This window comes from Peptoclostridium sp. AF21-18 (assembly GCF_003478825.1).
GTDB lineage: Bacteria > Bacillota > Clostridia > Peptostreptococcales > Peptostreptococcaceae > Peptacetobacter.
This window is the reverse complement of sequence record NZ_QUGE01000019.1, coordinates 1-14,452: the sequence shown is the minus strand read 5'-3', so window position 1 is coordinate 14,452 and position 14,452 is coordinate 1. Positions and strand designations below refer to the sequence as shown.

At 32.4% G+C, this 14,452-nt stretch carries 12 protein-coding genes; 5 read left to right on the top strand and 7 right to left on the bottom strand.

Annotated features, from left to right (window positions below; genetic code table 11):
- Nucleotides 1–129: 129 nt before the first annotated feature.
- Nucleotides 130–972 carry a phosphate ABC transporter substrate-binding protein gene (locus tag DWX74_RS08070; protein ID WP_118549524.1) on the bottom strand — a complete coding sequence of 281 codons (843 nt, stop codon included), beginning with the start codon at nt 970–972 and terminating at the stop codon, nt 130–132.
- Nucleotides 973–1,188: 216 nt separating this feature from the next.
- On the opposite strand from DWX74_RS08070, the gene DWX74_RS08065 reads away from it, so the two are divergent.
- Nucleotides 1,189–1,602 (top strand): hypothetical protein, encoded by a 414-nt coding sequence (locus tag DWX74_RS08065; RefSeq protein ID WP_118549523.1) that lies wholly within the window; start codon nt 1,189–1,191, stop codon nt 1,600–1,602.
- 81 nt (nt 1,603–1,683) lie between these two features.
- Here the strand turns inward: DWX74_RS08065 and cptIN are convergent, their stop codons facing one another.
- The 5 genes from cptIN to DWX74_RS08040 all read right to left on the bottom strand — a co-directional run bounded on the left by cptIN (nt 1,684) and on the right by DWX74_RS08040 (nt 7,322).
- Nucleotides 1,684–2,157, bottom strand: a complete 474-nt coding sequence (gene cptIN, locus DWX74_RS08060) for a type III toxin-antitoxin system CptIN family toxin (protein ID WP_118549522.1) — start codon at nt 2,155–2,157, stop codon at nt 1,684–1,686.
- A 415-nt stretch (nt 2,158–2,572) separates the two neighbouring features.
- A complete protein-coding gene (locus DWX74_RS08055; RefSeq protein ID WP_118549521.1) occupies nt 2,573–3,676 on the bottom strand; it encodes a site-2 protease family protein in 1,104 nt (367 codons plus the stop codon).
- Nucleotides 3,677–3,694: 18 nt separating this feature from the next.
- On the bottom strand, nt 3,695–5,479 hold the full coding sequence (gene pepF / locus DWX74_RS08050) for an oligoendopeptidase F (RefSeq protein ID WP_118549520.1): 1,785 nt from the start codon (nt 5,477–5,479) through the stop codon (nt 3,695–3,697).
- Between the two features lie 35 nt (nt 5,480–5,514).
- On the bottom strand, nt 5,515–6,366 hold the full coding sequence (locus tag DWX74_RS08045; protein ID WP_118549519.1) for a DegV family protein: 852 nt from the start codon (nt 6,364–6,366) through the stop codon (nt 5,515–5,517).
- Between the two features lie 449 nt (nt 6,367–6,815).
- A complete protein-coding gene (locus DWX74_RS08040; RefSeq protein ID WP_416389960.1) occupies nt 6,816–7,322 on the bottom strand; it encodes a Gx transporter family protein in 507 nt (168 codons plus the stop codon).
- Nucleotides 7,323–7,430: 108 nt separating this feature from the next.
- On the opposite strand from DWX74_RS08040, the gene DWX74_RS08035 reads away from it, so the two are divergent.
- The 4 genes from DWX74_RS08035 (at nt 7,431) to feoB (ending at nt 13,180) form a co-directional block, all read left to right on the top strand.
- Complete coding sequence (locus DWX74_RS08035) at nt 7,431–8,630, top strand: AraC family transcriptional regulator (protein WP_118549517.1); 1,200 nt, start codon at nt 7,431–7,433, stop codon at nt 8,628–8,630.
- 75 nt (nt 8,631–8,705) lie between these two features.
- Nucleotides 8,706–10,637 (top strand): bile acid Fe-S flavoenzyme BaiCD, encoded by a 1,932-nt coding sequence (gene baiCD, locus DWX74_RS08030; RefSeq protein ID WP_118549516.1) that lies wholly within the window; start codon nt 8,706–8,708, stop codon nt 10,635–10,637.
- A 336-nt stretch (nt 10,638–10,973) separates the two neighbouring features.
- On the top strand, nt 10,974–11,195 hold the full coding sequence (locus DWX74_RS08025; RefSeq protein WP_006439643.1) for a FeoA family protein: 222 nt from the start codon (nt 10,974–10,976) through the stop codon (nt 11,193–11,195).
- Between the two features lie 11 nt (nt 11,196–11,206).
- Nucleotides 11,207–13,180, top strand: a complete 1,974-nt coding sequence (gene feoB / locus DWX74_RS08020; RefSeq protein ID WP_118549515.1) for a ferrous iron transport protein B — start codon at nt 11,207–11,209, stop codon at nt 13,178–13,180.
- Nucleotides 13,181–13,491: 311 nt separating this feature from the next.
- On the opposite strand, the gene DWX74_RS08015 is transcribed toward feoB, so the two are convergent.
- Nucleotides 13,492–13,932 (bottom strand): sulfate permease, encoded by a 441-nt coding sequence (locus tag DWX74_RS08015; protein WP_118549514.1) that lies wholly within the window; start codon nt 13,930–13,932, stop codon nt 13,492–13,494.
- Nucleotides 13,933–14,452 lie beyond the last annotated feature (520 nt).

The following is a 14,452-nucleotide window of genomic DNA, read 5'->3' as shown; positions in this document are numbered from 1 at the left end:
ACTAGTTTTATTTCTTCATTTTAAAAATCTATATTTACAAAAAAATAAAACTCCCTAGAGAACCTAATCTCTAGGGAGTTTCTGTGGGATTGGATATATATTGTGGTGTTAGAGTGAGTTAATTTATATCTATTTATTTATTTTGATGAATCCTTCATCTTCCATTATCTGCTGACCTTCATCACTTAATACGAAGTCTATTAATTTTTTACCATTTTCTGATAATCCATCCTGTTTGTCAACTAGTAAGAATGGTCTAGCTATTGGGTAGCTTGAGTTAGTTACGTTGTCTGCTGTTGGTTCAACATCATTTACATTTAAAGCATTTATAGCGTCATCAACGTATCCGAAAGATATGTATCCTATTGCATTGTCATTTCCTTCAACTGTTGATTTTATGTTTCCTGAACCATCACTAACCTGAGCATCTTTTAATAATTCTGTAGATTCAAATCCTACTATTTCCTGGAAACCATCTCTTGTACCAGAACCTTCTTCTCTTGATACAACAACTATTGGAGCATCATTTCCGCCAACTTCTTTCCAGTTAGTTATTTTTCCAGTGTATATATCTTTTACCTGATCTGTTGTAAGGTTTTTAACTGGGTTGTTTTTATTTGTTATAACTGCTATACCATCTATAGCTATTTTTGTTTCCTGAAGTCCTGCTGATTTTTCTTCATCTTTTAAATCTCTTGATGCCATACCTATTTCAGATACACTATCTATTGCATTTTTTATACCAGCTGATGAACCTATCTGCTGTATTTCAACACTTACACCTTCATTTGCTTTTTCAAACCGTTCAGCTATTTTTTCCATTGATGGACCAACTGAAGTTGAACCTGATACGCTTATTGTAGTTCCTTCTGAAGAAGCTGCTTCATCTCCTCCTGATTTTCCGCATCCAGTAGCTAAACATCCTACTGTTAATATTCCCGCTAATAAAAGTGCTAATCTTTTGTTTTTCATTTCTTAAAATCCTCCGCTTTGTTATAAGTTATTTATTAATTATTACAGTATCTATAATAAAGCAGACGTATTAAAAGAATATTAGATTGGCGTTAATGTAGAGTAAAAATTGTTAAGTAATCTAAATATATTTAATAATTTCTTAAAACTTATCACTTTTCTCCACAAAATAAGATATAATATACTAAAATTATCTGCAAAAGGGATGTAAACACAATGACTAAAAAAATTCTCGACTTATTAAATAAATGTGATTACGACGAAATAAAAGACTTCTTGTTAGAAAAAGAACTAGAATTCTACAACAACGACTTAAAAGACCTTATACTATACTCTGGGTTTAGCATACCAAACTACAACAAACTAATGGACATATTAGAAATAAACGACCTTGAACCACCAACATTCTCAGACATATTCACTGACGAAATAATGGTAAACAGCATAAACATATACAAAACAAATGTATATAACCTATACTTCATAAGAAAAGAACAATTTGGACTAAGAGATGAAGATGCTGCCATAAACGAACTAATCTTCACTGACGACTTAGAAAACTTAATAAAAAAAGCAAAACAAGAATTACTAAACAGATACCTTGTAAAAGACTTACACCTAGGCAAATAAAAAAGGTCGGATATAAATCCGACCTAGTACTTAATAGTTAAATAATCACTTCAAGCAACTTTAACTAATAACATTGATACGCTATTTTTTTTCTAAACTTACTAATTTTTCAAATATTTTCATTACATCTGGTTGAGTTCTTGTAAATTTAACACCATGCTTAATCATTTCTCTTACTTTTTTTGCCTTCTTTTCTATAAGAATAATTTCTGATTCATTGTATAACATTAAATGATTATTTTTTATTGTATATTCTCTCTCAATGTAATTTTCTGTGATAGGAAACATATCACCTATAAGAAAGACATTATTTTTGCCATTAGATAACTTCAATATATGTAGCACATCACACTTCTTATTATTTTTTTCTTTCGCCTCAATAATCTTCTTATATTTTTCTACTCTAGTTGACATTGGAATCATCCAAAATATACCATTTTTATCCTCTATACAGTAATAATGTGGTCTATTTTCTTTTTTATTTCCCCTAAGATACGGATCTGGGAAATCTCTAAAAAACTCATCTTTTATAATATAAAACCCATTCTTTTTCACAGTATCCCCCCAAAAAAATCCCCCATCTAAAAAGATGAGGGATATTACTTACAACCCAACCACTTATATTCCGCATATTGGTCAGCGGTATACTTACAACCCAACTATTTATATTCCGCATATTGGTCAGCGGTATACTTACATATTAAGATACATATCTTATTTTATATAAACAATATATCATAAAATTTACAAATAGTCAATTTCTAGCAAATAATAATATTATTTTAAATTTGCTATCTACTCTACTTTCATCTAAGTTATTAATATATGTAGAAAATGTGATTTATATTATACGAAAAAAACTATGTTGTACACCATCGACAATCCACAACCATGCAGTTATCTATAACCAGAACAGATTACCACCACTCATGGCGAGGACCGGAGAGGAGTACAACATAGTTTTTGAGTTTTAATAAAATTCCATTTTATCTACATATTCAATAACTATCTCATCCATTTTATCTTCCGCATCTTCAAGGCTTTTACACCCATTAAATATCGGATTTCTATATTTATGAGAAAGCAGTCTATCTTTATTATCCCGCATACCAAGCACATACTGAGATCTTAAAAAATCATTCTTCTCAACATAATTGACATGCTTAGTATTCTTTATCGATCTAAACAGAATCTGAGCTTTCTTCAAATCATTCTCAATACAAGTATAATACAGCACAGCGGTATTTATCAGATTTCTAAAATACATCCTATCAGTCATCTTCTTAAACCTAGCAGGATTGCCATCTCTGACATTCCAAATAATCTCCTCAATCCTATATCCAGAATATCTTCCGTCCAAAATCTTCTGGAAAAGAAGAGTCCGCGCTGCAATAGATAGAGAAACTATTGTATCGTCATTTATTTCAGTTTTTTCTAATTCATTTTCAAGCCTAGATACCAAATATTTCTCAGTATCTGGAGAAATTCCATCTTCTCCAATGATAGAGTTAGAATACATCACAGAAACTGTGAATATATCATCTCTCTCCATACTCTTATAATGTGTTCCATCTCCATAGAAATAGCTTGGAATACACATAGTCAAATCCAAAACTATTGTAGAGATTATAATTATCGGATTTTTAAAATATATTCCAGCTGCTAAACACAACACAGATAGTACAATATCACTCTTTGGACCAGCAGAAATCGCCCTTTTCCAAGCAATTACGTGCCTGTCAAATTCTAAATCGCTTCTTATTTCGCCATTTTCTATATTTGCTCTACCAAGATAAGTTCCTTGAAGCTTGTTCTTTTTTATTCCTACAAACTTTTTATCCTTCCTTGTAACTATAATCGGACCTGCATATAGCTTTGTAAATCTAAGCCCATTCATCTCTGCAACTTTACCATGCGCAAACTCATGCACCATTACAAATACCGCAAGCTGTATAAGAAAGCATACAGATAAATCAAATATACTTAAATCTAAAAATGCTACACTAAGTCCAATTGCAGCACCTACCGCAGTATATAAGAGAAGTTTAAAAAGTTTAAATAGTGTCTTTCCCATGGTATCTCTCCATCAAAATTATATTTCTGCTTCTAATTTATCAACAAGCTCTGCAAATACATCCAATGCCTTTTCAACTGATTCTTTCTTTTCCATATCCACTCCAGCTCTTCTTAACTGATTTAATGGATATTCTGAGCCACCGCTCTTTAAGAATTCTATATATCTATCTACTGCTGGTTTTCCTTCTTTTAAAATCTGTGAGCTTAATGCACTCGCAGCTGAGAATCCTGTAGCATATTTATACACATAGAAATTAGAGTAGAAATGAGGTATTCTCGCCCATTCTATTCCTATTAACTCATCTACATTTGTAGAATTTCCATAGTATTTTTTATTTAATCCGTAGTATATTTCTGTGAAATCATCTGCTGTAAGTGGTTTTCCAGCTTCTACCTGTTCATGAGTTATTTTTTCAAACTCAGCAAACATAGTCTGTCTATGTACTGTTGTTCTAAACTGCTCTAAGTAGTAATTTAGAAGATAAATTCTCTCATCCTTAGATTTTGCATTTTCTAATAAATAATTTACAAGTAATAACTCATTAGTTGTAGATGCAACCTCTGCAACAAATATTCTATAATCTGAGTATATATAAGGCTGAGTATTTCTTGAGTAGTAGCTGTGTACAGAGTGTCCTAATTCGTGTATTAATGTAAATAATGAATTTAAGTCTTCTGTGTAGCTAGTTAGGATGTATGGCTGCGAGTCGTAGCATCCCCAAGAATAAGCTCCACCTTTTTTACCTTCATTTTCAAAAGCATCTATCCATCTTTCGTCAAATGCCTTCTGAATTATAGATAAATACTCTTCCCCTAAAGGAGCAAGTGCTTTTAATATAATCTGCTGTGCTTCCTCATAAGGTATCTTATATTCAAATTTTTCAGCTAGAGGAACATAAAGGTCGTACATATGTAAATCCTCTATTCCTAAGAATTTTTTCTTAGCTTCTACATATCTATCTAATGTAGGCATGCTTTCGTGTACAGCATCTATTAAATTGTTGTACACATCTACACTTATATTATCCGCAAATAATGATCCCTCTATTGCAGAGTTGTGTTTTCTCATTTTTGCGTAGAATATTTCTGATTTTATAGCTCCGTAAAGACTTGATGCGTAAGTGTTCTGGAATTTTTTGTAAGTAGAAAATTCCCCTTCAAAAGCATCTTTTCTCACTCTTCTATCTCTGCTCTTTATAAGTAGAGAATAGTTGAAGTGGTCTATCTTTATCTTTTCGCCGTTTTCCCCTTCTATCTCTGGGAATTCCATATCTGCATATGCAAGCATATCATATACACTTTCAGGAACTGCAGTTAATTCTGAAACTGAAGCAAGTATTTTTTCTTCGCTTTCTGATAATGTATGTGGTTTATCTCTTAAAATATCGTCGATGAATTTTTTGTAGAATGCCATATCTTCATCCTTCATATATTCATCTAAAACTTTTTCGTCCATAGCTATTATCTCTGGCACTAAATAAGATGAAGCTACACCAAAATCAGAAGATATCATCTCAGATTTTACAGAATCTGCCTGATTATCGTTCTTTCTTGTATCCTCATGGTGTTTCATATGAGTGTATACATATAATTTTTCTATAACTCTAGATGCTTCTTCTAAAGTCTTTAAAGCATTTAATAAATTCTCTTTACCAAGAGCTAATTTGCCTTTATACTGTGCTATCTTATCAGTTAATTCTGCTGCCTTTTCAATATCGGCATCAACTGACTCTTTATCTGGGTACATTTTTGCTAAGTCCCATTTATATTTTTCTTCTATATTATTTCTTTCTATTCCCATAACTTCCTCCTGTATATTTCCCGGGAAATTACACACTAAAGAACTGCTATTAAAATAGCTCCTTCTGATGTAAATGTTCCCATTATTGGTCCTATATTAGCAACAAGAGTTTCCTCGAAATTATAGTGGTCTACTATAAATTTCTTAATTTTTTCTGCTTTTTCTGGACAGTTTGCATGCCCAACTATTACGTCTTTGTGCTCTATTTCATTTATATCAACACAGTTTTTGATATATGTGAATAGTTTCTTAAGACTGTTGCTTTCACCTCTAGCTTTATCTATAGGTTTAACAAGACCTTCATCTATTTTGATTATCACTTTAAAATTAAGTGCGTTTATCAATTTACCTGCGATAGGATTTACTCTACCACCTTTTATAGCATTTTCTAAAGTATCTAGAGTACCATAGAATACCATATCATTCTTCATCTGTTCTATAGCCTCTAAAATTTCGTCCATATTCTTTCCAGCTTCTATTAACTGATGTGTCTTTAAAATCATAAGCGCAACTGCTATAGAACCATTCTCAGAATCTATAACCTCTATTCTCTTATAATCATGATCTTCAAGATACATATTTTTAGAAATAACAGCATTACTATATGTACCTGATAACTTAGAAGTAAGTGTAAAAACTATTATCTCCTCATACTCTTCATTTCCATAAACTTCCATAAATCTCTCTAAAGAAGGACTTGAAGTCTTTGGAAGCTCCTTACACCCTCTCATCTTTTCATAGAAAGTCTTCTCATCTATATCAACTCCACCTACATAAGAATCCTCTCCAAAAGCCACATTAATTCTAACAATCTCAGGATTAACTATATCAACTATCTCCTGAGGAAAATCACATGATCCATCTGTAACAATCTTTATATTTGCCACTTTGAAACCCTCCTAAACCACTCTATTTGATTAACATACATATTTTTAATATCTTTTGACTATCTGAACTTGCATAACAACTAAAAAAAGCACACTGTTATACATTTTTATTATACTATATAACAACATTAACGTCGAGCTTCTAATAACATTACAAAAAACATATTCCTACATCAAAAACTAGCAATCACAAACCTATAAACTGTTGAAGAAGTATACAACACCTTACTATAAAATCCCGATTCAAAAAAATTATAAAAAATGGCTGTTAGAAAGAATTTTGCACACAGACTATTTAAGACTTAAACACAAGTAGCTCGCACCGACAATTCTGCAAGCGCCCCAAAACATTGAAATGTGTTACATAAATGGTTGGGGCGCTGAAGCCTGGAGAGCGAATACTTGTGTTAAGTCAAAGTCTGCGGCAAAATCTTCAACAGCCATATTTCCTATAATTTTTTAATCCGAGATTTTACGTAAGGTATTGTAAACTTCGAAACAATTCCTACGAAGATTCCTGTTACCAGTGATGTTATTAGCATGAATGGCAGATAAGCCGTCATCGCAATATTCTTCACTATAGCCGACGCAACAAGCAACTGCCCTACATTATGACCTATCGCACCACCAACACTTATACCAATGGTAGAAAAACCTTTAATCCTACTAAACAAATACATAACAACAAGACTCAAATATCCTCCACCGATACTAAACATCAAATAAGACATCGGTCCTGTAAAAATAGAAGAAAGAATAATCCTAACTGTAAGAATAATAAACGTATCCTTAAACCCAAGTGTCATAAGAGCCACCAAAGTAATAATATTGCTAAGTCCTAGCTTTGCACCAGGGAACACTGCAACCATTGGATTAGGAATAAATCCTTCTATTATATATAAAATCAAACTGTATCCTACCATAAGCCCAAGGAAAGTCAGTTTTTTCGTTTCTATTCTCTTTTCAGACATAACGTCCTCCTTTTTAATAATTTTGTTACAATTGCTATTATATCATAGTATATTATAATTAAACAAAATACTCTACAAAGGTTGGTCTTGCTAATGAAGAAAAAAGAAAATTGGTTTACTGGAATAGATTATTACGATAATTATTTTGAAAAAGACATAAAAGTTGAAAAAATAACTATAACTGAAAACATAGATTTAAAAATACATAAACTTGTCGAGCTTTGGTACGTTTGCGACGGCGAAGGAACTATAAACATAAATGGAATAAACTATCCTCTAGAAAAAGATACCTTCCTTTGCCTATATCCATACCATATTTATAGTGTGGACGTCGTAAAGCCAATCAAAGTCTATACGATAAAATTCTACATTGGTCTTTTTATGCACACAATGTGGGAAAAACACGACAAAGGTGTGAATTATCAATTGGTTCATGAAACAGAGCCATATCAAAAATGCTCTGATCCATACATAAAAAATAGATTTGAGTATATATTATCCGAGTATAATTCCAATAAATTCGGCTCTGAAAATATAATCCTATATGCTGTTTTAGAGGTTTATACTCTATTTTGCAGAAATTCACTTGAATTGTACGGGGATTACAATAGTTTTAACTCACATCTTAAAAACGAGGATAAACTTTGGAACCATATAAAAGATGCTATTTTATATCAAGGAAATAAATCTTCTTTGGATGATATAGCTGAGGATTTAGACCTAAATCCGTCGTACGTAAATCAGCTGATAAAAAAGAAATCTGGTTATACTTTTAAGGAGCTAAAAGATTTTGGAACTATTGTAAATGCGTGCTCACTGCTGCATTTTGAAGACTTATCAATCTCGTATATAACAGAGCTTTTAGGCTTTAAAAACGTTCCTTCTTTTTATAGGGTTTTTGAAAAATACATAGGAAAATCTCCAATAGAATATAGAGAGGATAATATAGTAGATAATAAGAGATTTTTTGCCATGAAAGACCTGTATTTAAAGGTTATTCAGTATATTTATCTACATTTTTATAAAGATATAACTGTTGAAGATGTCGCAAATGAGCTACACATCAAGACTTATACAATAAACTCTATTTTAGAAGAGTACTACTTTACCTCATTTGCCGAGGAACTTGAAAAAGTCAGACTAAGACTTTCTTACACTTTGCTTAAAATAACAAAACTTACAATACTACAGATATCTTGTGAATGTGGATTTAAGAGCCTTTCCACTTTCCAAAGGACTTTTGTAAAATACAATGGAATTTCTCCAACAGAGTATAGAAATATTAAAAAATGATAAAAAAAGTATTAAAATTGACATAAATCCGCTTTTTTCGTGTGCTATAATTTCTTCCCGAAAGGAGAGATTTTTATGTTTAATAATTTATTTAATTCTATAGATTTAAAAGGTTTACACCTTAAAAACCGTATAATTTTCCCAGCAATGGGGACTAAAATGGCTGAGGAGGACGGAAATGTATCTCAGCAGATAATAGATTACCAAGTTGCCAGAGTAAAAGGTGGATGTGGACTTAATATGAGTGAGGTCTGTTCTGTCCACAAAGCGAGTGCACCAAAGGGATTTTTAGCAATTCACAGTGATTCTTTAATAGAATCACATAAAAAATTTACTGAAGCTATCCACAATGCTGGTGGAAAATGTGGAGTACAGCTTTGGCAAGGAAGTTTAGCATCTTCACTGGATCCTAATGCAGAGATTTTAGTTGCAGATGACTTTAAATACGGGAAATACACTATCCCAAAAATAAGTGTTGAAAAAATTAAAGAGGTTGTAGATAGCTTTGGAGAAGCTGCTAGAAGAAGTGTTGAAGCTGGATACGATTGTATAGGATTCCACTGCGGACACAATTACCTACCACACTCATTCCTAACTGCAGGTATGAATAATAGGGATGATGAATACGGTGGTAGCCTTGAAAATAGAGCAAAATTCCCTCTTGAATGTATAAGAGCAATAAGAAAAAATATACCAGATGATATGCCTTTAATAATGAGAGTTGATGCTCACGATGATTACTTCAAAAACGGACTTACTATAGACGATATTATAAAATTCTGCTTAATGGCTAAAGAAGCTGGTGTCGACGCACTAGATATTTCTAGAGGAAATATGATTACACCTGGTTTAAAATATGAAGTTCCACCTATTGATATCCCAAACGGATTCAATGTAGAAAACGCAGCTAGAATAAAAAAAGAAACTGGTATGGTTACAATAGCTGTTGGTAGAATAAATACTCCAAAATTAGCAGATGAGATAATTGCCGATGGAAAAGCAGATATGGTTGTCGTTGGTAGAGGACAGCTTGCCGATCCAGAATTCTGCAATAAAGCAAAAGATGGAAAACTTGATGAAATAGTATACTGTGTTGGATGTAATCAGGGTTGCTACGATGGATTTACAGATCCTAATGTGCCTTTCATAACTTGTTTAAGAAACCCTCTACTTGGGCACGAGTCTGATGATTTTATATCTAAACCAACTGAAAAGAAAAAGGTGCTTGTTGCAGGTGCTGGTGTTGGTGGACTTGAGGTAGCTTGCCTTTTAAAAGAAAAAGGACACGATGTTGTTGTATATGAGTCATCTGACCACACTGGAGGACAGTTCTTAACTGCGGGAAAAGCACCAAGAAAGAACGAAATGCTACTTGCTGCCCAGTCTTATGAAAAAAAAGCTGAAAGACTAGGCATAGAAATACATTTAAACACACCTGTTAATGCAGAACTTATAAGAAAAGAAATGCCTGATGAGGTAGTTGCTGCAATAGGTGCTGTACCTATAAAAATACCTGTAGATGGATATGATAACGATAATGTATTCTCTTCTCATGATGTATTAAATGGAAAATCTGCTCCATTTGGCAAATGTGTAGTAATTGGTGGTGGACTTGTAGGTGTTGAAACTGCTGAATTTATCAAAGAAAATTTAGACCTAGATGTTACAATTGTAGAAATGAACGACGAGGTTGCTAAAGATTTAGGGGCTATTAGAAAAATTTGTGTCATGGAATCTTTAAGTAAAAGCAATATAAAATCAGAAACCTCTGCAAGACTTACTCGTATTGGAGATGGTTTTATAGCTGTTGATAGAGATGGTGAAGAAGAATACATACTTGCAGACAGTGTTGTTATGGCTATCGGTGCTAAAGCCAAAGCTCACGACGAAATTAAGAACGAATGTGAAAAACTATCTATCCCTTGTCACGTTATAGGCGATACTAAAAGAGCTAGACGTGCTATAAACTCTATAAGAGAAGCTTACGAGGTAGCTAGAGAAATATAGATTTAAAGTATAAAATTATAAATTTTAACTAGATAAATATTGATTAAAAAGTTACTAATCACCATTAAATATATATAAATTAAAAAGCTGTTGAAGTTTTACTTTTATGTAATTAAAGTTTCTTCAGCAGCTTTTTTATATCCTTAATTTTGCGTAAATATCACTGTATTTCCTTAATTTTTCTGATAAATTTTATCATCTTTTTTATTTCTCAACTTCTTTTAAAATTTTAATATCCATTCAAGTATTGATTTTAATTGACATACATAAGTTTTTGAGATATAATATCAATAAGATATTGATAATGAATTTCATTAATTTTAAGGAGGAATTACCATGAATACAGTTTTTGATTTAAAAGTTGGCGAAAAAGGCCGCATTGATAATATAAACGGAAATGAAAAATTAGCAAAAAGACTTCTTGCTCTAGGTTGTATAAATAATACTGAGATAGAAGTGAAAAAAGTTGCTCCATTTGGTGACCCAATACTTGTAAGATTTAGAGGGCTTGATCTTGCTATCAGAAAATCTGACGCAAAGAACATAGTTCTTCAGTAAGGAGGTAGAATTTGTTAAATATAGCACTTTTAGGAAACCCAAACGTCGGTAAAACTACAGTATTCAACCTACTTACAGGTTCAAACCAGTATGTTGGTAACTGGCCAGGCGTTACAATAGAGAAAAAAGAAGGATTTCTTGAAGACGATATAAAAATTGTCGACCTTCCTGGAATCTACGCGATGGATACTTTTTCTAATGAAGAGAAAGTTTCTAAATCATTCCTTGAAAAAGAGGACGTCGATTTAATTTTAAACGTTGTCGACGCATCAAACTTAACTAGAAATCTTTACTTAACTACTCAGCTTATGCAGTTCAACAAGCCAATAGTTATACTTTTAAATATGCTTGATGTTGCAAAAGCTAGAGGAATGGAGATTGATACTCATAAATTAGCTCGTGAATTTGGAGTGACTGTTATCCCAATAGTTGCAAAGAAAAAAGAAGGTGTAGATGACATAGCTTCTAAACTAAGAGAAGCTGCAAGAAAGCCGTTTATCTACTCTACTAACTGGGGAAATGAAGAGGAAACTTACAAAATAATAGAAGAAAAGCTTGCTCTTTGTACAAATTTCCCAAAAGAAGATAAAAAGACTATAAGCGATAAGATAGACAGCATAGTGCTTCATCCAATCTTTGCTTATCCAATATTTATAGGTCTTTTACTACTTCTTTTCAAATTTACATTTGACTGGGTGGGAGGCCCACTTCAGGAAGGATTTGCGGGACTTATTGAAAACTACATCGCCGCTCCAGCAGATGCCGCACTTGCAAACTCTAGTCCTTGGTTTAGATCTTTAATAGTAGATGGTATAATTGGTGGACTTGGCGGAACACTTCCTTTCTTCCCATTAATATGTACTCTATTCTTTGGAATATCTCTGTTTGAAGATAGTGGATATATGTCTAGAACAGCATTTTTAATGGATAGAATAATGAAGAAAGTTGGACTTTCTGGTAAGGCATTTATACCTATGATAATGGGTATGGGATGTTCTTCTCCAGCGATAATGGCTACAAGAACTCTTGAAAGCGAAAAGGATAGAAAAATAACTGCACTTATAGCACCTCTAATGACTTGTGGTGCAAAATTACCAGTTTACGCATTATTTGTTGCAGTTTTCTTCCCTAAAAATCAGGCGCTTGTAACAGCATCTCTTTATTTAGTTGGAATTGTGGCTGCGATAATAGTTGCACTATTTTTAAATAGAACTACTTTCAAAAACGAGGTTGAGCCATTTATATTAGAGCTACCTGAGTACAAAGTACCTACAATCAGCGCTCTTCTAAAAAATACTTGGAATAAATCTAAAGGATTCTTAGTTAAAGTTGTTACTATAATGTTTGCGATGTCTGTTGTTATCTGGGCATTCTCTTCATTCAACTTTAACGGATTCACAGAAAATATAAATGATTCTTTCCTAGCTTATATAGGAAAAGTTATAGCTCCTATATTTAGACCATTAGGATTCAGCGATTGGAGAACTTCAGTTGCACTTCTTACTGGACTTGGAGCAAAAGAAGTTGTTGTAAATACACTTAGCATACTTTACGGTAACCTTCCAGAAGTATTACCTACAGTATTCACAGGTGTTACAGCTTATGCATTCCTTGTTTTCACAGCACTTTATACTCCTTGTATAGCTGCTCTAGCTACAATGAGAAAAGAATACGGAAATAAGATGATGTTAACTTCACTACTTTACCAGTTTGCACTTGCTTGGGTTGCTGGTGTAATAGTGAATATAGTTGGTAGTGCGTTTATGGCTGCAAAATCTCCAATAGAAATTGCAATAACTGCTGTTATCGTAGTTATCACTGCAGTGATACTAATTAGGATATTCACTAGACCAGGAAGCAGCTGCAGTAGTTGCAGTGGCGGTGGAGAAAATGGAGGCTGTGCTAACTGCTCAGCTTGCGGAAATTTAAAAACTTGCTCAATGAAAAACGAGAACTTACTTGATCAAATGAATAAAAGGAAATAGATACTGATATAAAAAAGGTAATGGTCTGATATCCGCTCCAGGCAATCAAGTTGCATTGTCGCTGGATATTCAGACCATTACCTTTTATTCAGTTTGTTTTCTCGTTATTCGTTTGTAAAAAATCGGTTCTCGTTTTTTTATAGGTTTTTAGTTTTTTAAGTTTCTACCTACTAATTTTTATATCTACTAATTATTGTGAGTAAAATCTATATTATAATTTCTCTATAATGCATGTGTTTGACCTTCTACTGAAAATGCAGACATGTCCATATGCATTATAGGAAAGATAAATAATTCTATCTCCTCTCAGATTATTTTGAATGAAATATATTGGTAATTGTCGCATATCTAGTAAATGGAAGATACTCTACCTTTACCTCGTCACCTATTTTGCATCTTTTTGTATTTCCAACTCTATAATAACCACCGTCTTCAAGATTTATTGATGTTCCTGATTTTTTAATTATAACACTACAAACTTCTTTATAATTTCCTTTCAAAACATATGGTAAATCTAAACAAGAAGGCAATGTTCCAAACATAAAGAAAACTATACACAATATCAGAAAAAATCTTTTCGATAATAAATTTAACCTTTCTTCATTCTTCTTAGCCCACTTTTGTTGTCTTGGATAAAAAAACTCCCGTTTTGCTATTTTTATCTTAGAAAACGCAAGAATTGCACAAACTACAGCACTAAAACTCATAATAATAAAATATATCCAATATAAAGAAAGTCTATTCGCACTCATAATACTCTCCTAAATTTTTAGTATTTTTGTTAATATATTATAAATAATTAAATTATATCATATCTATCTATTCCTCTCCATATATCCACATAACTAACTTCTCCAACCTTTTCCGTTTCTACCTATCTAAGGTATTAAGCAACTAATTATAATTAGAAATCATATGTTGCCAGCAGTTTTCTGCGAGTAATCTTTTTATTATAATAATAGGTTTATTTCTCAGCTAGTGAACTTTTATAAATAGATAGATTTTTCTAGCAAAATCCTATCTTTTGGCTTGGAAGGATTGCACCTTGTAAACTCGACAATCTGCAGAACTTTGCAACGCTTTGAAAGCTTCGCTTGGAAAAGCAAAGTTCGAAGCCTGGAGAGGAGCTGGTGCATTCTGACAAGCTAAAAAAAAGATTGGTTTTGCAGAAAAATCTATCAAATTATAAAAGGAATCTACTGAGAAATAACTCTTTTTGCATAAAAAAATACTGCCATAGAACACCTTTAAAAGGTGTTCTTATGACAGTAC

Coding starts and splice junctions, on each gene's coding strand:
- DWX74_RS08065 (WP_118549523.1), top strand. CDS start 1,189: ATGACTAAAAAAATTCTCGACTTATTAAATAAATGTGATTACGACGAA.
- pepF (WP_118549520.1), bottom strand. CDS start 5,479: ATGGGAATAGAAAGAAATAATATAGAAGAAAAATATAAATGGGACTTA.
- DWX74_RS08055 (WP_118549521.1), bottom strand. CDS start 3,676: ATGGGAAAGACACTATTTAAACTTTTTAAACTTCTCTTATATACTGCG.
- DWX74_RS08015 (WP_118549514.1), bottom strand. CDS start 13,932: ATGAGTGCGAATAGACTTTCTTTATATTGGATATATTTTATTATTATG.
- DWX74_RS08070 (WP_118549524.1), bottom strand. CDS start 972: ATGAAAAACAAAAGATTAGCACTTTTATTAGCGGGAATATTAACAGTA.
- DWX74_RS08035 (WP_118549517.1), top strand. CDS start 7,431: ATGAAGAAAAAAGAAAATTGGTTTACTGGAATAGATTATTACGATAAT.
- baiCD (WP_118549516.1), top strand. CDS start 8,706: ATGTTTAATAATTTATTTAATTCTATAGATTTAAAAGGTTTACACCTT.
- DWX74_RS08025 (WP_006439643.1), top strand. CDS start 10,974: ATGAATACAGTTTTTGATTTAAAAGTTGGCGAAAAAGGCCGCATTGAT.